The sequence below is a fragment of the Parafrankia soli genome, from assembly GCF_001854695.1.
Lineage (GTDB): Bacteria > Actinomycetota > Actinomycetes > Frankiales > Frankiaceae > Parafrankia > Parafrankia soli.
Genome location: NZ_MAXA01000102.1, coordinates 14,364 through 39,381, shown reverse-complemented (window position 1 = coordinate 39,381; position 25,018 = coordinate 14,364). Strand labels below are relative to the sequence as shown.

Here is a 25,018-nt window from a genome sequence, read left to right as displayed (position 1 = left end):
GGTCGACGGCTCGACCTCTGAGCCAGGCCTGAGGCGAGCCGGGCCGGCGGGGAAGATGGAGGGGTGACGACCACGCCGACGCTGCGGATCACCGGCCACGTCCTGGTGGGCCCCGACGACGTCCGGGATGAGGCCTGGGTGGTCGACGGGCGGGTGAGCTTCTCCGCCCCGACCGGGGCCGCCGCGCGCGACGTGCGCACCGTGTCAGGGTGGGCGATCCCCGGCCTCGTCGACGCGCACTGCCACGTGGGCCTCGTCGCGACCGGGGCCACCGACGCCGCGACCGCCGAAGACCAGATCCGCACCGACCGGGACACCGGCGCCCTCCTGCTGCGCGACGCGGGATCGCCGTCCGACACCCGCTGGATCGACGGCCGCCCGGACCTGCCGCGACTGATCCGCGCCGGCCGGCACATCGCGCGGCCCAGGCGCTACCTGCGCGGCTACGCGGCCGAGGTGGACCCGGGGGACCTCGTCGCCGAGGTCATCGAGCAGGCCGGCCGCGGCGACGGCTGGGTCAAGCTCGTCGGTGACTGGATCGACCGGTCCGTGGGCGACCTCGCCCCCTGCTGGCCGCCGGACGCGGCCCGCGCCGCGATCGACGCCGCACACGCCCACGGCGCCCGGGTGACGGCACACTGTTTCGCCGAGAACTCCCTCGCGGACCTGGCCCGGGCCGGCATCGACTGCGTCGAACACGCCACCGGGCTCACCGCCGACACCATCACGCTGTTCGCCGAGCGCGGCGTCGCGATCGTCCCGACCCTGGTGAACATCGCGACCTTCGAAGGGATCGCCGCCGGCGCCGAGGCGAGGTTCCCCACCTACGCCCGCCACATGCGCGACCTGCACGCCCGCCGGTACGACACCGTGGCCGCCGCGCACGAGGCCGGCATTCCGATCTACGTCGGCACGGACGCCGGCGGCTCCCTCCCGCACGGCCTGGTGGCGGACGAGGTGGCCGAGCTCGTCGCCGCCGGGCTCCCGCCGCGGACGGCCCTGAGCGCCGCCTGCTGGGACGCCCGCCGCTGGCTCGGCCGACCCGGCCTGGAGGAGGCCGCGCCCGCCGACCTCGTGGTCTACCCCGAGGACCCGACCGCGGACGTCCGCGTACTGCGCGCCCCCGACCTCATCGTCCTGCGCGGCCGCGCGATCTAGACGTCCCTTCGGGCCGTGGGCCCGGCGGAACCTCTCCGCGTGCCGCTCGTTCCACGTGTGGTGGGGCGGCGCCGTACCGATGCGCCGTACTACCGATGCGCCTGTGTCGATGCGCGGAGCCCGGTGACTGGTGAGAAAGAGAGGCGGAGGGCCGGATGACGGAGCTGGTGTCCGGCGCGAACCTGACCCTGCCCGGCCCCGTGGTCGCGCTGTCACTCCCCGGTCCCTTCGATGTGACCGCTCTGGTCCTCGGGCCGGACGGCCGAGTCTCCGGCGACCGGGACATGATCTTCTACAACCAGCCGACCGGTCCCGGTGTCACCCTGCGTGCCACCGCGGGCGTGCCTTCCGTCGAGCTCGACCTGGATGGCCTGCGCCCCGGCGGTGAGCGGGTCGTCCTGGTCGCGAGCCCCTCCGACGGCGCCACCCCCTTCGGTCGGCTGCCACCACCGCTGGCCACCCTGCGCGCCGCCGGCCGCACGATCGCGACGCTGCGCCCACCCCGCCTCGGGACGCAGACGGCGCTACAGCTCGCCGAGCTCTACCGGCGGGACAGGAACTGGAAGATCCGCGCGCTCGGCCTGGGCTACGCGGACGGACTGGCCGGGCTCGCCCGCGACTTCGGCGTCGATGTCAGCGCTGATGGCGGCGTCGACGCCGGGCCGGCCGGGGGAGTTTCCCGCGCGCCGGACGGTGGGGACCTCGCCGAGGTCGTGGCGCTGACGAACGTCGAACGAGCCCGGGGCGGCCTGGTCGCCCTGGTCACCGAGCCGCGGCTGGCCGCGGCGGCGCACCGGCACAGCGCCGACATGGCGACCCGGGGATTCTTCGCCCACGACACCCCGGACGGCATCACGGTGGCCGACCGGGTCCTGGCCACCGGCTACTCCTACGCCGTCGTGGCCGAGAACATCGCGGCCGGCCAGCGCACCGCCGCCGAGGTGGTCGCCGGCTGGATGAACAGCCCGCCGCACCGCGCGAACATCCTGCGCCCCGAGGTCCGCCAGACAGGCGTGGCCCGCTTCGACGGCGGCGAGTACGGCGTCTACTGGACCCAGGTCTTCGGCACCCCCCGCTGACTCCCGCCCCCGGCACTTCGGTGTGTCCCCACGCTGGTGGAATTGCGGTGGCCGTCCATTGCCGGCGGCAGCCGGGTCCAAAGGTGGCGATTCGTCGGCGGCTGGTGTGACGTAGGGTCTCCCGGACGCCGACCGAGGGCTGAATGCCCTGGTCCGGGCCCCTCGGAGCGGCGCCGGCGGGGTCTGGGGCCGGTGAGTTGTGGCTGGTTTGCTTGTCCGGCGACCATTCACGACCTTACGTTCGCTCCCGTCACCGTGATCAGTATTGTCGCGGTGGTCGTATGGTTCCGCGTATCTTCTCGCGGGCTTCCGGGGGGTCCTCTGTGACCATCCCGAGCGCAGGCAGGCACCGGTCACCGGTGCCATGTGAGGTGGGCGGCCGTGGACGACGTCATGGGCTACGCCCTGTTGAGCCTGGGTGCCGGCGCGCTGTACGCGCTCGTCGCCACCGGCGTGGTCGTGATCCAGCGCGGTGCCGGCGTGTTGAACATGGCGCAGGGCGCGCTGCTGGCGTGGGCCGCGTACGCGTTCCACGGGGCGCGCGACGAGTGGGGTCTGCCCGCGGCGCCGGCGGCGGTGCTCGCCGTCGGGTCGACGATGGCGGTCGGCCTGGTGTTCCACCAGCTGGTACTCCGCCCGATGCGCCAGGCCACGGCCGTGCTGCGCCTGATGGCCACGCTCGGCCTGCTGATCGTCATCCAGTCGCTGCTGACCCTGATGTACGGCGGGGATGTCCGGCGTTCGCCCACCGTGCTGCCGACCGGCAAGGTGACCCTGTTCGACACCGCGGTCGGGGTGGACGTCCTGGTGCGGCTCGCCGTGGTGGCTGCCGTCGTGGCGGGGCTGTGGGCGGTGTTCCGGTTCACCACGCTCGGGCTCGCGGCGACCGCGGTGACGGAGAATCCGCAGGCCGCGGCGTCGCTGGGCTGGTCGCCGGACACGGTGGCGAGCTGGGCGTGGCTGGCCGGGTCGGCGCTGGCGGGGCTGGGCGGTGTGCTGCTCGCGCCGCTGCAGAATCCGTTGTCGGCCGGTGGTCTGATGCTGCTGATCGTCCCGGGGCTGGCGGTGGCGCTGGTCGCCCGGTTCCGGTCGCTGCCGGCGGTGCTGGTGGGGGCGCTGGCGCTGGGCGTCGTGGAGCTGGAGACCCAGGTCCACCTGGTCGCGGACCATCCGGCCTGGCGGGGTGTCGACCGTGCCGTCCCGCTCGCGGTGATCGTGTTCTACCTGGCGGTGCGTGGGCGCGGCATTCCCGACCGGGGCCATGTCGCCGAGCGCCATCCGGTGCTGGGTAGCGGCCGGGTGCACTGGCGGGCGCTGGGGATCACGGTCGGCTGCGCGCTTGTCGCCGTGTGGTGGCTGCTGCCGGCGTCCTGGGTGAACGCGCTGAACGCGAACGCCATCTGGGCGACGATCATCCTGTCGGTCGTGGTGCTGGTCGGCTTCACCGGGCAGCTCTCGCTGGCGCAGCTCGCCTTCTCCGGGATCGCGGCACTGATCGCCGGACGGCTGGTCGCCACCCGGGGCTGGCCGCTGGAGGCTGCCCTCGTGGTGGGTGTCGCCGGGACGGCGGTCGTCGGCGTGCTGTTCGCGCTGCCGGCGCTGCGCACCCGGGGCCTGCAACTGGCCGTCGTGACGCTCGGCCTCGGTGCCGCCGTGGACGCGCTGCTGTTCCAGCGCGGTTACCACTCGCCGGCGGCAAGCCCGCTCGGTGCCCTCTTCGGTGATCTCGGCACGCTAGAGGGGACGGAGGTCGGCGACGCGACCCTGTTCGGGATCAGTCTGGACAAGGTGACGCACCCGCGCGGGTTCGCGACCCTGTCGCTGCTCACGTTCGTCCTGCTCGGGCTGGCCGTGGCGAACCTGCGGCGGGGGCGCGCGGGACGGCGGCTGATCGCCGTCCGGACGAACGAGCGGGCCGCGGCGGCGCTGGGTATCAGCGTGGTCGGGGCGAAGCTCTACGCCTTCGCGCTGTCCGCCGCGATCGCCGGCTTCGGGGGGGTGCTGTACGCGTTCTACACCTACGGCGAACGCGGCAACATCGACTACGGCGGCGGCCTGTTCTCGCCGTTCGCCTCGATCCTGTTGATCGCCTACGCGGTCGTCGGGGGAGTCGGCTGGATCAGCGGTTCCTTCGCCGGCGCGACGATGGCCGCCGAGGCGCTGGCGACGAGAGCCGGGGCCTGGGTCGGCAGCGTCCTCGGCCAGCTCGGCCTGCTGCTGCGCCTGCTCTTCGCCGCGGCCGCCGGCCTGCTGGGCCTCGCGGTCGGCCGCGCCGTCGTGCCAGGTACGGGGCCGACAGTGCCGGCCGCAGGCGGGACGGCGCCGGGCACGGTGCGGGCCGCGCACCTGCGGCGGGCGGCGCCGTGGGTGGTGACCGCGGCCTTCGCCGCAGCCGCCTTCGCGGGCGGGGGCAGGGTCGTCGACTGGCTGGCCGACCTTGACCGCTACGTCCCGCTGATCGGCGGCCTGGTGCTGGTCACGGTCCTCTCCCGGTCCGGTGGTGGGATGGCGCCGGAGAACGCCCGTACCGCCCGCCGGATCCTGGAGCGCCGCTTCCCGAAGGCCGTCGAGCGGCGGATGGCCGCCGACGCGGCCCGGGTCGCCCGCCTGCTCGGCCCCGCTCCGACCCTCGAACCAACTCTCGCCACCCCGAACGCCACCAACGGCACCGCTTCCCTGAGCGCCGCGACCAGCGCCCCCAGCGTCCCCGCCGCCAACGCCTCCGCCCCCGCCGCAGCGGCGGGCCCGGCGACGGGACCGATCCGCCGGGTCGGCACGGTCGCCTACCCGGCCCGGCCGGCCACGCTGTCGGTCTGGGGACTGTCGGTGAGCTTCGGGCCGGTGGCTGCGGTCCGCTCGGTCGACCTGCGGGTCGAGCCGGGACGGGTCGTCGGCGTCATCGGCCCGAACGGTGCGGGCAAGACGACGGTGATCGACGCGATCACCGGCTACACCTCGTCCGTCTCGCGGTCCCTGATGCTCGGCGACACCCGGCTCGACCGGCTGCCGGCCCACCTGCGTGCCCGTGCCGGGATCAGCCGGTCGTTCCAGAACCTCGAGCTTTTCGAGGATCTCACGGTCATCGAGAACATCCAGGCCGCCTGCGACCCGCGGGACGCCCGTGCCTACGCCGGTGACCTGGTGCTGCCGCGCTCCCGGCCGCTGCCCGCCGCGGCCGCCGCCGCCGTGGAGGCCTTCGGTCTGCGCGACGACCTGCTCCGCACGGTCTCGGAGCTCTCCTACGGCCGCCGCCGGCTGCTGGCGATCGCCCGCGCGGTGGCGACCTGCCCGTCCGTGCTGCTGCTGGACGAGCCGTGCGCTGGGCTCGACGAGAACGAGAGCGCCGGGGTGGCCACGCTGCTGCGGCGGCTGGCGGACAACTGGGGGCTGGGAATCCTGCTCAACGAGCATGACATGGACGTGGTGATGCGGATCTGCGACCAGGTGGTCGTTCTCGACGGCGGTGAGGTGATCGCGCAGGGCACCCCGGGTCAGGTCCGGGTCGACCCGCGGGTGCGCCGGGCCTACCTGGGCGCGGCGACCGGCGCCGGCCGCACACCGGCAGCCGGCTCGGCCGGCGCGGTTAGCCGGTGAGCACGAACCCCCCGGCCCCCGGTGTGCCGCGGCCCAGGACGGGGCCTGCCGCGCCGGTGCTCAGCGCGCGCGGGCTGTCGGCCGGCTACGGCGAGGGCGGGCCGGTGGTCCGCGGGCTCGACCTGGACCTGCGGCCGGGGGAGGTGGTCACCCTGCTCGGGCCGAACGGCGCCGGCAAGACGACGACGCTGCTCGCGCTGAGCGGGGCGCTGTCGCCCAGCGGCGGCACCGTCTCGTGGAACGGCCGGGTGACGACCGCCCCGTTGCACCAGCGTGCCCGCGCCGGGCTGGCCTTCGTCCCCGAGGACAGGTCCGTGATCATGGATCTGACGGTGCGGGAGAACCTGCGGCTCGGCCGCGCCGACACCGGCGTGGCCCTGGAGACGTTCCCCGAGCTGGCCGGGCATCTCGACCGGCGGGCGGGCCTGCTCTCCGGTGGTCAGCAGCAGATGGTCGCGCTCGCCCGGGCCCTCGCGCGCCGGCCCGCGGCGCTGCTCGCCGACGAGCTCTCGCTCGGCCTCGCGCCCCAGCTGGTCGAACGGCTGCTCGGCGCCGTCCGGGCCGCGGCCGACGGTGGTCTCGCCGTGCTCCTCGTCGAGCAGCATGTGCGCAGCGCGCTGGCGGTGGCCGACCGGGTGATCGTCCTGCGGCATGGCCAGGTCGCGTGGTCGGGCCCGGCGGCCGGGGTGCGGGCGGATCCCGACCTGCTCCTCGGCGCCTACCTGCCCCTGGCCTGACGCCACCCGGAGGTCGTCGCCCGGCGCGCGGGCCGGCTGGGCCCGCGCGCCAGGCCGTCGGGTCAGGCCGTCGGGTCAGGAAGCGCCGCGGGTCAGCAGGCCGAGCGCCTCGTAGGTTTCCGGCCCGAGCGGGACGAAGGTGTGCTGGGCGCTGTTCCAGCGGGCACCGCGCATCGTCGTGTTGAAGACGCGCTCCACACCCGGGATGGGGTTGGGCGTGGTGAAGTCCAGCGGCGGGATCACGCCGAGGTCGAGGCCCTTGGTCGCGCGGAGCTGCTCGAGCAGGCTCTTCGTCGTCAGGTCGCCCGAGACGGAGTTGCCGACCTTCTCGGCGATCTGGACGGACAGCCACGCCCCGGTGGTCTCCGTGGAATCCCGGAGCTCGGCGCGCGCGTCGGCATCGCCCCCAGCCGCCTCGGCGTCCATTTCGGAGATCATCCGCTTGAGCTCGGGGAACTCGGCGGCCTGGCTGAGCTCGGGGAACGCGCTGGCGACGACGAGGTTGTCGGCGGCCGGCCCGAGCGTGGCGAGGTACTCCTTGGAGAGGGTGCCGGCCGCGTGGCAGGTGCGCAGGTTCGGGTCGCCGCCGCCGATGACCGCGTAGGCGGCCTGGTCGAACACCACCAGGACGGCGCCGTCCGCACCCGCCCTGCTCAGCTGCGCGACGGTCGGGGTGAGGTCGCTGCTGGTGATCGGGATGCGCAGCTCGGGATTGATCGGCGCCCCGGCCGCGCGCCCGCCGGCCTGGGCCATCGTGATCAGGCGGTCGCTCGCGCTCAGGTCGTAGCCGACCAGCCCGACCTTGGACGCCCCGGCCTTGCGTAGCAGCGACGGGCAGACGGCCGGGTAGAAGGTGAGCGGGCTGACGACGAAGCTGACGTCCGAGCTGAGCTCGGAGCCGTCCGCCGCGATCCCGGCCGACCCGATCGCCGGGATGCCGGCCTCCTCGAGGATCGGCATGATCCCGCCCGAGCCGTTGACGGTGGAGACCACGGCCAGAACGTGCTCGTCCACCGCCTTCTGGGCGCATTCCTTCGCCGCGGTGGGGTCGTTCTTCTCGTTGCAGTGCAGGATCTCGACCGGATGGCCCTTGATGCCGCCACGCTCGTTGACACCGCGGGCGGCGGCCCGGACCGCCGCCACCATCTCGGGATGGTTGGCCCCGGTGGTGCCGACCGGCGCGATGATCATCAGCTTGACCGGTTCGCCGGAGCTGGTGGCCGTGCCACCGCCCTGCTCGCCGTCGCCGCCGCCGCACGCGGCGAGCGCCAGCGCGGCCCCGGCGAAGGCGGCCCCGAGCCGCAGACCCAGACGTCGTCTCACCGGTTCGTCCCTCCTGAATACTCCTGGCGTGCCGGCGGCGCGGCGGGGTCGTCCGCCCGCGCGGCGCTACAGGCCTCGCCACGGTAGACCCGTCCGTACGCGATCCCTACGGCAGGGTGAGTCGGGAATCTCCCGGTGTGCCTCCGGGGTGACGCTACGCAGCGTCGCGGGTCGTGGCGTCACAGGGCATGGCGAGACCGCGCACATTCGCCCTGACCAGGCCGGACGTGGTGCCCGAAGGTCAGGGCGCGGGTGCCGGAAGGTGTCGCCGGCCGGCGCCGCTCAGATCATCTGGGACGCCGTTCGGATTGATGTCAGATCACCTGGGACCACGCGTAGGCGAAGCCCATGACGTGGTCGGTCAGTGTCTCCAGGTGGCTCGCCGTCCGCTGGTCGACCACCTTGCCGTCCGGGCCGAAGGGCGGCGTCGAGGTGTCGATCGAGACGCCGAGCGGGGTCGGCCAGCCGCGCAGGGCATGGACGGACGAGCGCAGCRTCGCGAGCGCGGTGCCTGCGGTCTGCGGGCCGTCCGCGCAGACGATGAGCCCGACCGCACGCCCGTCGAGATAGGGGCGGGGCGCGTCCCGGAGGTCCTCCAGATAGTCCAGGGCGTTCTTGACCAGGCCCGACATGCCGCCGTGGTAGCCCGGAGTGGCGATGACGAGGCCGTCCGCCCGGGCCACCTCACTGATCAGCCGCTGGGCCGCCGGCGTCCGCTCCCGCTGTTCCGGGACGTACATCGGCAGGTCCAGGTCGGCCGAGCCGAGCAGGACGGTCTCCGCTCCCGCGCCGGCCATCGTCCGCAGGACGGTGCTCAGCGCGTGCAGCGTCGTCGACTCCGGCCGGGTCGTCCCCCCGATGCCGACGATGGTCGGGCGGCGCCGCCGCTCGTTCCGGACGGTCGGGCCCGCGAACCCGGTCAGCCCACTGAGCGCGTCGAGCCCGCCCAGGCCGCCCAGCGGGTCACCCCCCGACCGGGCCGGTAGATCCTGACCCGGTCGTACCCGGCGCCGGGCCAGCAGGCCCTCGGAGTTGTGCCCCTCGCCGTTCGTCGTGAACGCGCCGTGCACGTCGTCCATCGACTCCTCCTCACCAGACCTCGTGCGGTTCCCCGGTGGACCGGCGCGGTGCGGCGCCCCGGTCCGCGACCGGTGACCGCCCGAGACCGGGCCCCCGCCGAGGCCCGGGCGCCCAGCGCCGGACATCGGTCGGATGTGTTGAATGACTTCTCATCTCATTACCGCAAAGACCAGGTCAGATGCGACGGATGGTGGCCGGTCGGCGTGTCACGGGTGGTCGGCGTGTCAGGAGTGGTCCGGGCCGCGCCGCAGCGCAGCCGGCAGCGCCACCGCGCCCGGACCGAAGGCGGCGACCCGGTCGTCGGGGTTGGACATGTGACAGTGCTGCAACGACAGGCAGCCGCAGCCGATGCACGAGTCGAGACCGTCACGCAGCCGCTCCAGCGCCTCGATCTGCTCGTCGAGGCGGATACGCCAGTCGCGTGAGATCGCCGTCCAGTCCGCGCGGGTCGGGGTCCGCTCGTCGGGCAGCCGCCGCAGCGCCTCCCGGACCTCCTCCAGGCTCAGGCCGATGTTGCGCGCGGCCCGGATGAACGCCAGTCGGCGCAGCACGTGGCGGGCGTAGCGCCGCTGGCCGCCACTGGTCCGGCTCGCGGTGAGCAGGCCCTCCCGCTCGTAGAAACGCAGCGCGGACGGGGTGAACCCGCTGCGGTGCACGACCTCGCCGAGGGTCAGCAGATCCGTGGAGCGCATCGCCCGACGGTACTATCTGAACCTGAAGTCAGGTAGAGCTAGCTCGCGTGGCTGGAGTAGCTGTCGGGATGATGGCGGGTCGTCCGCCGGCGGCGGTGACCCGGGGGAAGGTGGCGCGCAACCCCCGCCCTTCGGGGCGGGGGTTAGCGTGTTGCCGCTGGTTGCTGCTGTCTGTCGATGTATTCGCGCAACGATGCGAGCGGGGCACCGCTAGCCGACGCGGCGAAGTAGGACGGTGACCAGAAGTGCCCGTGCATGCTGTACCGGTTCACCCGGTCGGTGTACTCGGAGCGCAGCCGTCGTGCCGAGACGCTCTTGAGGCTGTTCACCAGCGTGGACACCGCGGTCTTCGGTGGGTACTCGACGAGCAGGTGGACGTGGTCGTCTTCGCCGTTGAACTCGGTCATCGCGGCGCCGAAGTCGGCGCACACGTCGGTCATGATCTTCCGGCAGCGGTCGAGCATCGCCGCGTCGAGGACCCCGTGCCGGTACTTGGTGACGAAGACCAAGTGGACGTGGAGTGCGGAAACCACGTGCCTGCCGCGCCTGTAGTCGATCGGATTCTGYCATAGACCAAGTATGATGGGTGGCATGTCGACCGTGCGCTACCGCTACCGCGCTTACCCCGAGCCGGGGCAGGTTCAGGCGTTGACGCGGGCGTTCGGCTGTGCCCGGGTCGTGTTCAACGACGCGCTGCGTGCCCGTGACGAGGCGTATGCCGCTGGGGAGCGGATCAGCGATACCGACGTGCAGCGCCGGGTGGTGACGCTGGCGAAGCAGACCCCCGAGCGGGCATGGCTCGGCGAGGTGTCGTCGGTCGTTCTCGTGCAGGCATGTCAGGACGCCCGCCGCGCGTTCCGGAACTGGTTCGACTCCCTGTCCGGAAGACGGAAAGGCCGCAACGTCGGCCATCCCCGGTTCCGGTCGCGGAAGGACAACCGGCAGTCGATCCGGCTTACCCGCAACGGCTTCGGTGTGACGCCGCGCGGGGTGCGGGTGGCGAAGGTCGGTGATCTGCGGCTGGCGTGGTCGCGTCCGCTGCCGTCGGTCCCGTCCTCGGCGACGGTGATCTGGGAGGCGGACGGCAGATACTACGTGTCGTTCGTCGTCGACGTCGATGACGTCCCCTACCCGGCGGTCGACGCCGAGGTCGGTATAGATCTTGGGTTCGACCGGCTCGTGACCCTGTCGACCGGGGAGATCGTCGCGAACCCGCGCCATCTCCGGTCGCGGCAACGCACGCTCGCCCGCGCTCAGCGGGCGCTCGCCCGAAAGCAGAAGGGATCGGCGAACCGTCGGAAGGCGGTCCGCCGGGTCGCAGTGCTGCACCGGACGGTGCGGGAAACCCGCCGGGATCATCATCACAAGCTTGCCGCTCGACTGGTCCGCGACAACCAAGCGGTCCATGTCGAGGATCTGGCCATATCTGGGCTGGCCCGCACGAGGCTGGCTCGGTCGGTGCACGATGCGGGCTGGTCGATGCTGGTCGGTCTGGTTGAGGAGAAGGCGGTCCAGGCGGGGCCGGACGGTCGTCCGGGTCGGCCGGTTCTTCCCGTCGTCGCGGCTCTGCTCGGTCTGCGCGCGGAAGGACGGGCCGAAACCGCTGAAGGTCCGGGTGTGGACCTGCCCGGCCTGCAACACCGAACATGATCGCGATCTGAATGCGGCGCGGAACATCCTCTTCGAGGGTCAGCGCATGGTCGCCGCTGGGCGGAAAGACGCGGCTGCGATGCCGCGTCAGGCGGAGACCGTAAACGCCTGCGGAGCCGACGTAAGACCCGGACCTGTCCGGGCAGCTGGCCGTGAAACAGGAACCCACCGAGGCGCCGCGTGAACCCACGCGGCACGGTAGGAATCCCGCCCTTCAGGGCGGGGAGGACGTCAAGCATGTCTCTGGCGCCGGAGGCGCCGGTGGGGCGTTGATACGGTTCGTCGGTGCTGGTCTCGGTTTTCCCGTCCGATGACGGTCCTGGTCCGGATGATCAGCCCGGGCCGGGTGGCGACGGCGACTGGCGCGCCGAGACGCCCTCGTCGGCCGGGCTGGCTGAGGCCGGGTTGGCCGCGGGCGGGCCACCGGCGGGAGGGCTGGCTGCGGCCGGGCCCGCGGCGCACCGGCGGCACGATCCGCTGGGCGATCGCTGGATCATCGTCTCGGCGGGCCGGGTGGCGCGTCCGTGGCGCGGCGGCCAGGAAGTGGTCGCCACCGCCGTGGGGACCTACGACCCCGAATGCCATCTCTGCCCGGGAAACGTGCGCGCCTCCGGCAAGGCGAATCCCGACTACGACGGCGTTTACGTGTTCGACAACGACTTCCCGGCGCTGCGCCCCGAGCCCGCGGACCTGGCCGCGTCCCCCGATCAGGCGGTGTTCGCTGATCCGTCCGGGCTGGATGCGCGGGCGGCGGGGCTRCTGCACGCCGAGCCGGGCATCGGCACGTGCCGCGTCGTCTGCTTCGACCCGGGCCACGACCAGTCACTGGCGAGCCTGGGGCTCGACCGGGTGCGGGCGGTGGTCGACACCTGGGCCGACCAGGAGCGTGAGCTCGGCCGGACCTGGAACTGGGTGCAGATCTTCGAGAACCGCGGCGCCGCGATGGGGGCGTCCAGCCCGCACCCGCACGGGCAGATCTGGGCGTCGTCGTTCCTGCCCGACCTCGCCGCGGTCGAGGACCGCACCCAGCGCGACCATCTGCGGTCCAGGGGCACCTCGCTGCTGGTCGACTACGCGGCGCTGGAGGCTGAGCTCGCCGCCGCGGATGACGGCGCCAGCACCGCCAGCAGAGTCGCTGCTGGCAAGGCCACCAACGGCAAGGCCACCAACGGCAAGGCCGCTGACGGCGTGGACGGCCCTGGCCGGTCCGCGAGCCGGGTGGTCGTGGCGAACGACCACTGGCTCGTCGTCGTCCCCTACTGGGCGTTCTGGCCGTTCGAGACGCTGGTGCTCCCGCGCCGCCCGGTCGGCCTGCTCCAGCACCTGACCGACGCCGAGCGCGACGCGCTGGCACAGGCGCTGCGGTCCCTGCTCAGCTGCTACGACTCGCTGTTCGACTCGCCCTTCCCCTACTCGATGGGCTGGCACGCGGCGCCCGGCGCGCGCCCGGATCCCGACGCGCCGGTGCCCGCGCACTGGCAGCTGCATGCCCACTTCCACCCGCCGCTGCTGCGGTCACCGACCGTCCGCAAGCACCTGGTGGGCTACGAGATGTTCGCAGGCGTGCTACGCGACATCACCCCGGAGGACGCCGCCGCCCGGCTGCGGGCCGCCGGGGTGCGCGCGGAGAAACGGACAACAGAGCCCACGCGGGGGCTCACGCCGGGATGATCCCGAGCGGTGGCCTGGCTTCCGGTGGCAGCAGACGAGGGGGTCAGCGGGTGCTGGGGAGTGCCGTCGTCCCGGACCACTGCTGGGAGAACCCCCACAGGGTGCCCGTGGCCCACCACGGCCAGGCGTGTCCGCCGTCCCAGGGGATGCCCGCCACCGTCGACGAGCTGGTGACCCGCTCCGACTCGGTGCGCGCGTCCGGGAATGTGACATGGACGTAGTCCGACCAGCCGCCGCGCCACGGCACGGTGGTGTCCGCCGTACCGTGGATGTGCATCATCCGGATGCGTGCCTGGTCGCAGGGCACGAGCAGGTGGCCCGCGACAACGCCGGCCGCCGCGAACACGTCCGGTGCCTCGCAGACGGCGCGGGCCGCCAGCATCCCGCCGTTGGAGTAGCCCCAGACATAGACGCGGCTGCGGTCCACCGGGGTCCGCCGGGCCACGTCGGCCACGAGTTCGCGTAGGTAGGCGATGTCGTCCTGCCCATTCGTCCCGGCGCAGCAGGTGCCGGCGTTCCACGATCCGTCCACGGCGTGCCCGTAGGCGAGCACGAACCCGTGCTCGTCGGCGAACGGGGTGGCCCCGCTGATGTCGCGCATGTCGGCCGCGGTGTGGGCGTAGGCGTGCAGCAGGACGACGAGCGGCCTGGGCGCCCCGGAACGGACGGTGGTGTGCAGGTCGTAGCTGCGCCCCGACCGGAGCGCGATCTCCTTGGTGTACACCGGGCCCGCGTCGGTGGCATCGCTCGCGGTCCGGTCGCCAGTTCTGTCGGTGGCCCGGTGCATGGTGGACGCAGCGGCCGGTGACGGGGACGCGGACGTCGCGGCCGGCCGTGCGGGGGCAGGCGCCGTAGCCGCGGGAGGTGATCCACCGCCGTACATCAGGGCCACCGGCACGGCGGCCAGCGGGATGCCGACGATCACGAGCAGCACCGCCAGGAGCCTGCCGCCGGCCGTCACCGCACCCCCAACGCCCGGCCCAGCGCGACCTGAGGCCACCGAAGACAAGAAGAACGACCCTGCTCACGAGGAGGTGAGATCGGGTGGATCCGGGAGATGTTCGTACGTTGCTGTGATCGACAGAGGCTTCTCGCCGGGGGTGTCATCGTAGTGGGCGCCGACGGCCGGTCGTTCCCTGGGCGAGGCGTCTCACCGGCGGTGTCCTCCCGCGCGCGAGCCGCCACCAGCGGGTGCCTACCGAGGGTGCCATGGCGGCTGCCGTCCATGCGGGCCGGCCGACGTGCGCCGGCCGGCGGGTGACGGGCCCGGCGCGTGGCGAGGTCAGCCGGGGCGGAGCCGGTCGATCGCCCGGTAGACGCGCTCCTCGGAGACCGGGTACGGCGTGCGCAGCGCCTGGGCGAACAGGCTGACCCGCAGCTCCTCGATCATCCAGCGGATCGCCTGGACCGGTTCGGACCCGGCGCGAGCCGGGCCCACATCGTCGATCAGCTCGTTGAAGGCCTCGACGACGTTGCGCACCCGGAGGGTGAGCTGGCGGTCCCGGGCGGCGTCGGCGGGCAGCCGGTCCAGGCGCCGCCGGGCGGCGGTGAGGTAGCGCTCCAGATCGGGCAGGCGCTCGGCGCCCGTCTCGGTCACGAAGCCCCGCTGGATCAGTGTGTCGAGCTGGGCACGCAGGTCGGTCGCGGTCACTAGCAGCGCCGGGCTGCCCAGCGCCCGCACCCCGAGGCTGATCTCGTGGGCGGCGGCCAGCACGCGCTCGGTGCCGCGGACCACCGACCACGCGGTGTCCGCCAGGTCCGCACGCACCGTCTCGAGTAGCGCGGCGAAACCCGCCTCGTCTCGGGCGGGCCCGCCGGCGCGGCGCAGCAGCGTGTCCACGGCGGCGGCGACGCAGTCGTCCAGCAGGTCGGTGACGTCGCGGTGCGGGTTGTTGCTCAGGGCCAGCTTCGCCGCGTTCGGCAGCCGGCCGATGATCCCCCGGACGGGGGAGGCGACGTTGAGCAGCAGCAGCCGGCGGGTGCCGGCCCACATCGCGCGGTCGGCCTCCTCCCGGTCGTCGAAGACCCGGACCGCGACCGAGTCGCCCTCGTCGACCAGAGCCGGGTGGGCGCGCACGACATGCCCGCCGCGGCTGCGCTCGATCACCGCGGGCAGCGTGCCGACGTCCCAGGTGCGCAGGCCCGAGCGTTCCACGCCGGCGGCCGCGGCCGAGACGACCGCCTTCGTCCGGGGCCGTAGCCGGGCCCGCAGCTCGGCCAGGTCCTTGCCCTCCGCGAGCGTCGCCCCGCCGTCGTCGACGACCCGGAAGGTCATCCGCAGGTGCGGCGGCAGCAGCTCGGCCAGCCGCGGCGGCGCCCAGACCCCCGAGGGGAGCGCCGAGCCGCTCATCCGGTGCAGCTCACCGGCGACGGCGTCGGCCAGCGGGCGGTCGTCGGCCGGCGGTCCGCCGCCCTCGGCCGGGGGACCGCCGGGGGCCGGGCGGTCGTCGGAGGTCAGGCGGTCCAGGACGGCGCGGGCGTAGTTCGGCGCCGGGACGAAGCCGCGCCGCACCACCTTGGGCAGCGCACGGATCAGCGCGGTGACGAGCTCCTCCCGCAGCCCGGGCACCTGCCAGGTGAACGGCTCCGCGCGCAGCGTGCCGAGGACCGGCAGCGGCACCCGTACGGTCACCCCGTCGGCGGACTCCCCGGGCGTGAACTGGTAGGTGAGCGCCAGCTCGACGCCGTCGGCGACCCAGGCGTCGGGGTAGTCCTGCTGGCGGATCGCGCCCGCGTGGTCGTTGACCAGCATCGACGCGGAGAAGTCGAGCAGGTCCGGCTCGGTGCGGCGGGTCGCCTTCCACCAGGTGTCGAAATGGCGGCCGGAGACGACGTCGGCGGGTATGCGCTGGTCGTAGAACTCGAACAGCGTCTCGTCGTCGACGAGGATGTCGCGGCGGCGGGCCCGGTGCTCCAACTCCTCGACCCCGGAGAGCAGCTCCCGGTTCGCGTGGAAGAAGGCGTGCCGGGTGTTCCAGTCGCCCTCGACGAGCGCGTGCCGGATGAACAGGTCCCGGCTGACGACCGGGTCGATCCGGCCGTACTGGACCAGCCGCGACGTCACCAGCGGGATCCCGTACAGCGTGACCTTCTCGTAGGCCAGCGCCGCGGCCTGCTTGCGGGACCAGTGCGGCTCGCTGTAGATATGCCGCAGCAGGTGCTCGGCGAGCGGCTCGACCCACTCGGGTTCCACCCGCGCCACGGTCCGCGCCCACAGCCGGGACGTCTCGACCAGCTCGGCCGCGACGACCCAGGTCGGGATGCCCGGCCCGCGCCGCCCTCCGGCCTCCGCGTCCGCTTCCGCCGGTGCGCCCCGGCCCGCGTCGCCGGCTTCGGGCCGCGCCGGCCTCCGCCGCGCCAGCCCGGAACCGGGGAAGATCGCGAAGCGGGCGCCCCGGGCCCCGAGATAGTCCTTCTTCTCCGGCTCGTAGCGGCCGAGGTGGGAGAGCAGCCCGGTGAGCAGCGCCTGGTGCACCGACCGGGCGTCGGCCGGGCTGTCGTTCGGCTCCAGCCCCAGGCTCCGGGCGATCGCGCGCAGCTGGCCGTGGACGTCCTGCCACTCCCGGATCCGCAGGTAGTTCAGGAACTCGGTGCGGCACATCCGCCGGAACTGGTTGGACGACCGCTCCTCGCGCGCGGTGCGCAGGTGCCGCCACAGGTTCAGGATCGACAGGAAGTCCGACGTCGGATCGGTGAACCGGGCGTGCCGCTCGTCGGCGGCGGCCCGGTGCTCGACGGGCCGCTCCCGCGGGTCCTGGATGGCCAGCGCGGAGGCGATCACGAGCACCTCGGACAGGCAGCCCAGCTCGCCGGCCGCGAGCACCATCCGGGCCAGCCGGGGATCCACCGGCAGCTGGGCGAGACTGCGCCCGATCGGGGTCAGCCGTTTGCCGGGCTCGGCGTCCTCGATGAAGGCACCCAGCTCGGTCAGCAGCCGCATGCCGTCGGTGACCTGGCGCGACTCCGGCGGATCGAGGAACGGGAAGTCCGCCATCTCGCCGAGGCCGAGCGCCTCCATCTGCAGGATCACCGAGGCCAGGTTGGTGCGCAGGATCTCGGGATCGGTGAAGGCCGGCCGGCCGGTGAAGTCCTCCTCCGAGTACAGCCGGATGCAGATCCCGTCGGACGTCCGGCCGCACCGGCCGGCCCGCTGGTTGGCCGAGGCCTGCGAGACCGGCTCGATCGGCAGGCGCTGCACCTTCGTCCGATGGCTGTACCGGGAGATGCGCGCCAGCCCCGGGTCGATCACGTAGCGGATGCCCGGGACGGTCAGCGACGTCTCGGCGACGTTGGTGGCCAGCACGATCCGGCGTCCGGTGTGCGGGGTGAAGACCCGGTGCTGCTCGGCCGAGGACAGCCGGGCGTAGAGCGGGACGATCTCGGTCATCGGGAGGTCGCGGCGGGCCAGCGCGTCGGCCGTGTCGCGGATCTCGCGCTCTCCGCTGAGGAACACCAGGATGTCGCCCGGCCCCTCGGCGCACAGCTCGTCCACCGCGTCGCAGATCGCCGAGACCTGGTCGCGCTCGGTGTCGGCGCCCGCCCCGGTTCGGGCGTCGCCACCGGCTCCTCGCCGGGCCTCGCTGTTGCCTCTTCGGCCGTCGCCGCCGGCTCCCTTGCGACCACCGGCTCGTGGTTCGCTCCGTGCCGCGGTGCCGGCATCCGCGTCGGCGTCGGCGTATGCGTCAGCCTCGGAGTCGGCATCGACGCCCGGCCCGGTGTCGATCAGGGGGCGGTAGCGGGTCTCGACCGGGTAGGTGCGGCCGGAAACCTCGATCACCGGCGCGTCGTGGAAGTGGCGGGCGAACCGGTGCGGGTCGATCGTCGCCGAGGTGATGACCACCTTGAGGTCCGGGCGGCGGGGGAGCAGCCCGTGCAGGTAGCCGAGAATGAAGTCGATGTTGAGGCTGCGCTCGTGCGCCTCGTCGATGATCAGGGTGTCGTACTGGCGGAGCAGCCGGTCGGCGGTCAGCTCGTTGAGCAGGATGCCATCCGTCATCAGCTTGATCAGCGTGGACGGGCCGACCCGGTCGGTGAAGCGCATCTGGTAGCCGACCAGCCCGCCCCCGCTGCCGTTCCCGCCTCCGCCTCCGCTGCCGTTCGGGCCGGCCTGGGCCCGGTCACGGCCGGTCTCGGGGATCACGCTGCCGAGCTCCTCGGCGATCCGTTCCGCCACGGTGCGCGCGGCGATCCGCCGCGGCTGGGTGTGCCCGATCATGCCGCGCACGCCCCGGCCCAGCTCCAGGCACAGCTTGGGGAGCTGCGTGGTCTTGCCCGAACCGGTCTCGCCGGCGATCACCACGACCTGGTTGTCCCGGATGGCGGCCAGGATCTCGTCCCGGCGCTGGCTGACCGGCAGCTCCTCCGGGTAGCCGATCACCGGGACGCTGGCCCGGCGCGTCTCCACCCGCAGCCGGGCGGTCTCGACGTCCGCCGCCAGCCGCGCGATCGAGGAGTCGCGCGCCGCCGGGTCGCGCATCCGGCGGGCCCGGTCGAGGTGCCGGCTCAGGCGGTGGGCGTCGCGCGCCATGAGCTGGGGCAGGCAGGCACGCAGCTCGGCCAGCGGCGGCGGTGCCGGCGGCGGCGTTTCAGCAGGAGAGATCACAGACGGCGTATTCCCGGGCGGTCGTCGGTTCGTGGGTACCCCGGTCGAGCTGGGCACGGGCCACGCTACGAGCGCGGCCGCACTCCGGCCCGGACCGCGGCGGCCGTCTTCGCGCGGCGTTGTCTTCGAGGCAGCTCTTCCGAGGCAGCCCCTCAGGGCAGCATTGTGCCCGCGCCGCCGCGCGCCGGCACCTGCTTTTCTCCAGCGCCGGGCCGGCGGCCCGCATTCCCAGCGGACGCCGGCTCCGGTCGGGGATCGTCCCGGGATCAGCCCCGGGCCCGGGCGGACGCGCCGCCCGGGCGGGCGCGCTCAGTCGGTCGACGCGGTCAGTAGGTCGTGGTCGCCGCCAGCGCTAGCAGCACCAGCGCGCCGACGGCGGCGGTGGTGCGGATGGAGTTGAAGAAGTCCCACCGGGCCCGCTGGGACTCCCAGTCGGCGGGCGGGGCCTCCGGGCGCCAGGTGGCCATCGCGTTGTTGATCGGCAGGTCGCCCCGCACCGTGACGAGGATGTTGGTGAGCACGGCGACGGCCGCGACGGCGGCGATGATCGCGCAGGTGGACGCGCCGTCCACGGCCGCCACGACGGCCAGCGCGACCGTCGACAGCAGACTGCTGATCTGGAGCGGCTTCATCAGCTTCGGGTAGCTGACGTCGAACGCCTGCTTGACCAGCACATACGAAGTCGGGGGCAGGGAGTGCATCGCGGGCCGGACGGCGACCAGGCCGACGGCCATGGTCCCCGCGACGAGCCCGGTCAGGACTAGGGAGATCACGACAAGCGCCGAGACCATGGTTTTCCGGCTCTCCATCCTGTGGGCGCGGCTGAATGGGTGCATTCATACCAAGTTGCGGGAGCACTTGGGTGCCATTGCCTAGATGTGTGCCGGTTGATGCAGATGTGTGCCGGAGTCACCGACGGTGGACGCGTCGGCCGCCGCCGAGGTCGCTCGGGCCGGCCGTGGCCGGTTGCGACGTCGCGGATCGCGCCGCGAGCGCATCCTGAGCGCCGGGGCGGCGCCGTGTGGAGCCCGCGGATACGCCGCGAGCCGCGGCTCCGAGCACCGCGGCTCAGAAGGGTGTCGAGGTGGCCTGGCCCGCCCGAGCCGTGGCCTGCCTCGTGCCGCCGGACGGCCCCGCATGACTGGCTGGCCTATCCGGCGTCGGGGTGAATCTCGTTGTGGTACGCCTGGCCGGCTTCAGAGCTCGGTGATGATTTGGCTGAGAAGCTCGGGCGTGGTGGCCGGCGGCGGGCTGTCCACCGTCAGCCGGTTCATCGCTTCGGCGTAAATGTCCACATCTTCTCTTTTATCCATGTAGACGGCGCCGGTGAGCTGCTCCAGGTAGACCACATCGGGGAGGTCTGACTCCGGGAAACGCAGGATGCTGAAAGCGCCGCCCTCGGCCGCGTGCCCGCCGAAGGCGAAGGGCATGATCTGCAGAGTCAGGTTCGGCAGGTCGCACAGGGCGATCAGCTGCTCGAGCTGGCTGCGCATCACCTTGGGGCCGCCGATCGGGCGCCGCAGGGCGGCCTCGTCGACAACTACCCACAGTCGAGGCGCGTTCTCGCGGTGGAGAACCTTCTGCCGGTTCATGCGCACGTTGACCCGGCGCTCGATGATCTCCGCGGGCACACCGATGTTGCCCTGCTTGATCACCGCCCTGGCGTACTCCTCCGTCTGGAGGAGCCCGGGGATGAACTGGAGCTCATAGGTCCGGATGAGCTGCGCCGCCTCCTCCAGCCMGATGAAGGGCTGGAACCAGTTCGGGAGCACGTCACCGAAGCTGTGCCACCAGCCGGGCCGGTTGGCCTCCCGGACGAGGGAGAGCAACGGCGCGCGCTCGGCGCTGTCCGTCACCCCGTACAGGGTGAGGAGGTCGTCGACGTCGCGTTCCTTGAAGCTCACCCGCCCCAGTTCCATGCGGCTGATCTTCGACTCCGAGGCCCGGATGTGGTAGCCGGCATCCTCGCGGCTTATGCCCTTTTCCTCCCGAAGCCGACGGAGCTGTGAGCCGAGCAGGATCCGACGTACGGTCGGACCGCCACCCGGCTGAGTGGTCGTCACTGTCGGCCCCCTCGCCATAGGTCAATGCAAGAGTACGGCATTCGATCTTCTACCCTCGTTCACCTCGCGCCTTCTCCGCCCCGTTCAACTCAAGTCACGTCTCGTGGTGCGAACGAGATACGTATACACGGTTGACGGAGAGCGCTCGCGACCGACTCCCAATTTCGGTGGGGTACGAGACTCGGTCCGGCCGTTCCGCATACTGCCCGGTCATTGCGTCCCACGCTGGGTACGCATTCCGAGGTTGGGCGGGCGGCTCCGGGCGCGGCGAAGCCCCGGCGGCGGGTGCGTAACCCGCGTCAGTCCGGCCGGCTCCTGGGACGGCTGCCGTTACCCCCGCCATCGGGCATCCCCCGGGGCGGGACCACCGGAGGAGGTCTGGTGGTGCCTGCTTCCATCCGGATCCCCCTTGACCGGATCAGCCTTGCTCGGTCGCCACTGTGGCAGAAAGACCACGCTGGGTCGAGCAGTTGCCGGCCGCCGGAGCACACCTCTGATCTCCTCACCGGTGATCCCGTCGCCGGGATCGGAAGAGCGCCTGTCGACGGCGCGGAGCACACCTTTTTCCCCGCTCGCCGACGGTGCTCGCGCCTCGCGCACGGTGCCGCCGCGTTCGGTCCGGGACCCGCTTCTGTAGGCCGGAATCGGGCGTCGTGTCGACCGTACAACCTCCCCGCGGGCCTGCCGGGCGTGATCGGGACCTTCGTCTCTGCACGTAGGGCGGTACGGCGCTGAGGGCGGAAGCCTGGCCGCGCGCGCCGGAATTCACGTGGGAACGCTGCTCGGGGCACGCGCCGGCGGGATGCCGACAGGCCGGACGGGTGCCGCCGCGGGTGGTGCCGAACAGGCCGTTCGCCACCGCTGCCGGCGCCGGCGAGTGGGCACGATCGGGTGATCACCGGAATGGATCCTTCGGGCGGCCGAGGCGGGCTGGGCGCTGCCTGGCCGGGTCGGGACGGGGTCGGGACCGGACCGGACCGGACCGGGGCCAGGTTCGACGGGTCCGATGGCGTCGCGTCTGTCGGGGCTGGGTCCGTCAGCCGCCGGGTCTGTGTAGCCGTCGGGTCCGTCGGGCGTCGGGTCCGTCGAGCCCGGGCGTGCCGGGCCGGGGCCGGAGGGCTGCGGGTTCGTGGCGGGCTCTCTTCCTTCCGATCTTCTTTGTCGCCGGAGAAAGTCCTACACCACAGGGGATCTCCGCGATGATCCGTGTCCGTAACGACGATGAAATGTAGACGGAACGCGAGATCGACGTTCCGCCCGCGGTATTCCGTAGTGCATTCAGTGTGTCCTGGTGTTGATGTCGTGTGTCCGTGTCGCGGGTTGTGAGTGTCRCCCGAAAGGGCCGATCCGTAGCGGTCGAACGTCGCGTGCACGTGGGCGCAGGTCGGATGCACGTGCACACGCGCGTGCTGTATCGTGAGCCGAAGTCCGTGCAAGCGCACGCGCCGACCCCCGGAGGGAGGTGGGACGAGGCCTCTCATCGGCCGAGGCTTCCCTGTGGCGGAGCGGTTCTGTGGCTGCGGACGAGCTGCGAGCCGCTCGAGCGGAAAGGTGCCCAGACCGCGTGTAGCGATCGCCTGGCTCCGGACGAATCTTCAGGAGAACGACCTTGTCCAAGATCTACAGTGGTATGCCTGCCACGGCCCTACAGCGGGTTACCTGGCAGAAGAGTCGACGGAGCAATTCGCAGGGCAACTGCGTCGAGATGGCGCGGCTTCCCGGGGACGCGGTGGCCGTCCGAAACTCCAGGCATCCCGACGGACCCGCGCTGGTTTACACGCGGGCCGAGATTGAGGCGCTGATCCTGGGCGCGAAGGATGGGGATTTCGACAACCTGCTCATCTGAGCGGGGCGGTCTCACGGGGGTCCCCAGCACGTGGCGTCGCGGTCGCCCTCGGGGGTGGTGACCAGACATCCGTCAGGGTGTCGTTTGACACGTGTGAACTAACGGAAAGTGAAACGCCAAACGCATCAAGCGATCTCCAGGTAGCGAACGCATGGGACATCGCGCCACGCACCACCGGCGCCACGAACCTCCGCCTGGGTGACTCGCGCCAGGTACGCACCATCACCGCTGACGAACGAGGCGCCGGCCCACCGGCGCCGGCCGCTCGATCAGCGCCAGGGCGAGCTTGACGGATCCTGCTGTAGTCCGTCTCGCTCCGGATCACGACCGGACACCGGCGTCCGGTCATGATCGCAAGGTGAGATGCGTGGTTGGGAGCTCTCCGCCAGACCGTCTCCGTGACGCCCTGCGCGGGCCGCCGTGGCCCGTCGCCAGGCGCCGATACGGGGGGCGGGCAGTACCCCAAGGCCTCGGCAGCACCTGCCGGGTCGCATGACGGCTTGTGGACCGCCGGATCCACGCCCCCGCACCGCCGCACCCGACCGCCGACGCGAGACCCGGTACCCGCCGCACCACGTACCGATGCGACATCGACCCCCCGGGGCTGACGCGAGCGCTGCCATGCCCTGTACGCGCACCGGAGAGCCGAATGACGACCCTGACCATGGATCGGATCTTCACGTCCGGGGATCTCCCGCTCCTGTCCCTCCCGCAGGCCGACGGGCTGATCACCTGCAGATGGTTCCACGAGCCTGTCGTGGTGCGGGCCCTGGCCGAGGACGGCGGTGACGCCGTCGGCGAACGGCGGCGTGCGCAGGTGGGATTCGTGATGGTGGAGCCGAGCTGGCTGGCCCGGGCCGCCGCCGAGCGGGTCCGCGGCCCCGGGATCGACGCGGTCGTGATGCATGTGCAGGGCGGGCTGCCCGGCCGCAGCGCCCTGGCACTCGCGTTCGCCTCCCACCTGCGGTCGGTGCTGCTGCGCAGCGGGCGGGAGACCCACGTGGTCACCGCCGGCGCCCGGCCTGACCTGACCGGCCTGGCGGACCTGGTGCGCATTCCCCATCTGGTCACCGTCACCGACGCCACCGGCGCGATCGCCGACACCGTGGTCTGGGAGGTCATGACCGACGCCCAGTTCGACGCGTGGCTCGACGGAGCCCCCCGACCGGACCAGCACGCGATCGAGGCCCACCTGCCCGGTCTGCTCCGCCTGCGCGGTCTGCACCGGTCCGGCCGGCTCGACCGCCGGCGAGCCGGTGCCCTGCTGGACGTCCTCGAAGGCGGGACGCTGTCAACCCGGCTGATCCACCTCTGCCCTCGGGTCGTGCTGCCGCTCGCCGCGGCAGCGGCTGCCTAAGGCCACCCGCCGCGGCCGCGGCAGTGCGCAGCGGCAGCATGAGGCCACCCGCCGCGAACAGCCCGGTGCGGGCGCTCGACCACGTGTGACCATCTCGTCGTCCGCAGACCGTTGCATCACCCGGTGGGGCGGTGCAAACATGTACTAGCTGCCCGGGGATCCCCCCGTACCCCGGGCGGCCTTTTCATGTCACCGGCAGGGTCGTGCCATCCGTCGGCCCGGGGCCGACCAGCCACCGTCCGGTGCGTCGTCCAACGCCCCGTGGAGCCGGTCGGGGATGCTGATCACCAGCGCGGTGCCCGGATCCGCTCCCGCGGAGCGGATCTGCCGCGCAGCCGCCGCGACGGCCGACTCGATCACCGCCGACACCCCGTCGTTCATCGCCGGGACGGCGTAGACCACGTGGGGGAACCTGCGCAGCAGGTCGCCGGCGACACCGATCGCCGTGCTGATCCCGTGGTTGACCCGCTCGACCTGCACGGCGGCGCAGGATCCGTCGGCGAGCCGGGCGACACCGTCCGGAACGTGCGCGCCGGTCCGGACCGCCCGCTCGTGCTCGTCGCGCCAACGGCGCGCGCCCACCCACCCGACCACCGGGATGCCGGGCGGCCGGTGTTCCAGCAGCAGCCGGGTGCGAGCCACCTCGGCGGCGTGCACGGCCGCGGTCAGCGGGCCCGCGGCGCTGTGATCGACCTCGCCGACCAGGCGTGCGCCGTCGTCGGTGAGACGCACGATCCGACCCCGGTTGGCGAACAGCCCCTCCGCCTGGACGAGATCCGCCTGCTGCCAGCGCCGCACGACCGCCCTCGCCGCGCTCGGGGAGGCCAGCCGTGCCGGGTCGAGCACGATGGCGAGATCCACCTCGTAGGCCGAACCCATCTCCAGCAGCCAGCTCAGGCACCGGAAGTCACGCGCGTTGATGCGGATGCTGCCCTTGTCGGATCGTTCCTTTCTGGCCACCTGGCTCATCTGTGTGCCTTCCCTGGACACCGGATCGGGTGCCGCCTCCAGACTGGCCCGATCGCCGCGGAGGTCGTCCCGCCGCCGGATCGAGCGAGAAATTTATATAGAGGATTATTCTCTGGTTGTTTCGGCGGCACCCGCGGCGAGGTGGGTCTGGCACCGCGCGGGATGTGGGAGGTGAGGTTCCGCCTCCGGGTATTCGC

17 protein-coding genes and 1 pseudogene are annotated in these 25,018 nt (G+C 72.7%); 9 read left to right on the top strand and 9 right to left on the bottom strand.

All coding sequences use genetic code 11. The features are described 5' to 3' along the window. Positions 1-63 precede the first annotated feature (63 nt). From BBK14_RS10020 to BBK14_RS10005, 4 genes are all read left to right on the top strand, one after another. A complete protein-coding gene (locus BBK14_RS10020; protein WP_071061291.1) occupies positions 64-1,158 on the top strand; it encodes an amidohydrolase family protein in 1,095 nt (364 codons plus the stop codon). Positions 1,159-1,313: 155 nt separating this feature from the next. Further along, on the top strand, positions 1,314-2,237 hold the full coding sequence (locus BBK14_RS10015; protein ID WP_071061289.1) for a CAP domain-containing protein: 924 nt from the start codon (positions 1,314-1,316) through the stop codon (positions 2,235-2,237). Positions 2,238-2,618: 381 nt separating this feature from the next. Next, positions 2,619-5,831: an ABC transporter permease subunit gene (locus BBK14_RS10010; RefSeq protein ID WP_071061287.1), complete on the top strand. Its 3,213-nt coding sequence runs from the start codon at positions 2,619-2,621 to the stop codon at positions 5,829-5,831. Continuing rightward, positions 5,828-6,568 carry an ABC transporter ATP-binding protein gene (locus BBK14_RS10005; RefSeq protein ID WP_071061286.1) on the top strand — a complete coding sequence of 247 codons (741 nt, stop codon included), beginning with the start codon at positions 5,828-5,830 and terminating at the stop codon, positions 6,566-6,568. Before BBK14_RS10010 ends, BBK14_RS10005 begins: the two co-directional genes overlap by 4 nt. 75 nt (positions 6,569-6,643) lie before the next feature. Here the strand turns inward: BBK14_RS10005 and BBK14_RS10000 are convergent, their stop codons facing one another. From BBK14_RS10000 to tnpA, 4 genes are all read right to left on the bottom strand, one after another. Then, on the bottom strand, positions 6,644-7,891 hold the full coding sequence (locus BBK14_RS10000; RefSeq protein ID WP_071061284.1) for an ABC transporter substrate-binding protein: 1,248 nt from the start codon (positions 7,889-7,891) through the stop codon (positions 6,644-6,646). A gap of 314 nt (positions 7,892-8,205) precedes the next feature. After that, on the bottom strand, positions 8,206-8,970 hold the full coding sequence (locus BBK14_RS09995) for an NADPH-dependent FMN reductase (RefSeq protein WP_071061282.1): 765 nt from the start codon (positions 8,968-8,970) through the stop codon (positions 8,206-8,208). A gap of 225 nt (positions 8,971-9,195) precedes the next feature. Next, on the bottom strand, positions 9,196-9,663 hold the full coding sequence (gene soxR, locus BBK14_RS09990) for a redox-sensitive transcriptional activator SoxR (protein WP_020458915.1): 468 nt from the start codon (positions 9,661-9,663) through the stop codon (positions 9,196-9,198). Between the two features lie 143 nt (positions 9,664-9,806). Continuing rightward, complete coding sequence (tnpA, locus tag BBK14_RS09985; RefSeq protein WP_083390834.1) at positions 9,807-10,256, bottom strand: IS200/IS605 family transposase; 450 nt, start codon at positions 10,254-10,256, stop codon at positions 9,807-9,809. Here tnpA and BBK14_RS09980 point away from each other — a divergent pair. The 3 genes and pseudogenes from BBK14_RS09980 to BBK14_RS09975 form a co-directional block, all read left to right on the top strand. Next, positions 10,243-11,124: pseudogene (locus BBK14_RS09980) on the top strand (RNA-guided endonuclease InsQ/TnpB family protein); the annotation flags it as partial. The gene tnpA and the pseudogene BBK14_RS09980 sit on opposite strands and share 14 nt — an antisense overlap. Further along, positions 11,069-11,497 (top strand): zinc ribbon domain-containing protein, encoded by a 429-nt coding sequence (locus BBK14_RS42115; protein ID WP_420849142.1) that lies wholly within the window; start codon positions 11,069-11,071, stop codon positions 11,495-11,497. The pseudogene BBK14_RS09980 and the gene BBK14_RS42115, both read left to right, overlap by 56 nt. Positions 11,498-11,598: 101 nt before the next feature. Then, entirely contained in the window at positions 11,599-12,984 is a 1,386-nt protein-coding gene (locus tag BBK14_RS09975; RefSeq protein ID WP_071061279.1) for a UDP-glucose--hexose-1-phosphate uridylyltransferase, read from the top strand. 43 nt (positions 12,985-13,027) lie between these two features. Here the strand turns inward: BBK14_RS09975 and BBK14_RS09970 are convergent, their stop codons facing one another. The 4 genes from BBK14_RS09970 to BBK14_RS09955 form a co-directional block, all read right to left on the bottom strand. Then, positions 13,028-13,945 carry a CE1 family esterase gene (locus tag BBK14_RS09970; RefSeq protein WP_071061277.1) on the bottom strand — a complete coding sequence of 306 codons (918 nt, stop codon included), beginning with the start codon at positions 13,943-13,945 and terminating at the stop codon, positions 13,028-13,030. 321 nt (positions 13,946-14,266) lie between these two features. Further along, a complete protein-coding gene (locus tag BBK14_RS09965) occupies positions 14,267-18,586 on the bottom strand; it encodes a DUF3418 domain-containing protein (protein ID WP_083390833.1) in 4,320 nt (1,439 codons plus the stop codon). A 326-nt stretch (positions 18,587-18,912) separates the two neighbouring features. After that, entirely contained in the window at positions 18,913-19,377 is a 465-nt protein-coding gene (locus BBK14_RS09960; protein WP_020458920.1) for an anthrone oxygenase family protein, read from the bottom strand. A gap of 405 nt (positions 19,378-19,782) precedes the next feature. Continuing rightward, a complete protein-coding gene (locus BBK14_RS09955) occupies positions 19,783-20,649 on the bottom strand; it encodes a helix-turn-helix domain-containing protein (RefSeq protein ID WP_071061273.1) in 867 nt (288 codons plus the stop codon). A 1,609-nt stretch (positions 20,650-22,258) separates the two neighbouring features. On the opposite strand from BBK14_RS09955, the gene BBK14_RS09950 reads away from it, so the two are divergent. Together BBK14_RS09950 and BBK14_RS09945 are read left to right on the top strand one after the other, a co-directional pair. Continuing rightward, positions 22,259-22,495 (top strand): DUF397 domain-containing protein, encoded by a 237-nt coding sequence (locus BBK14_RS09950; RefSeq protein ID WP_020458923.1) that lies wholly within the window; start codon positions 22,259-22,261, stop codon positions 22,493-22,495. A gap of 649 nt (positions 22,496-23,144) precedes the next feature. Beyond that, entirely contained in the window at positions 23,145-23,852 is a 708-nt protein-coding gene (locus BBK14_RS09945) for a hypothetical protein (RefSeq protein ID WP_020458925.1), read from the top strand. Positions 23,853-24,041: 189 nt separating this feature from the next. Here BBK14_RS09945 and BBK14_RS09940 read toward each other — a convergent pair whose 3' ends face one another. Next, positions 24,042-24,821 carry a hypothetical protein gene (locus BBK14_RS09940; protein WP_071061271.1) on the bottom strand — a complete coding sequence of 260 codons (780 nt, stop codon included), beginning with the start codon at positions 24,819-24,821 and terminating at the stop codon, positions 24,042-24,044. Between the last annotated feature and the right edge of the window lie 197 nt (positions 24,822-25,018).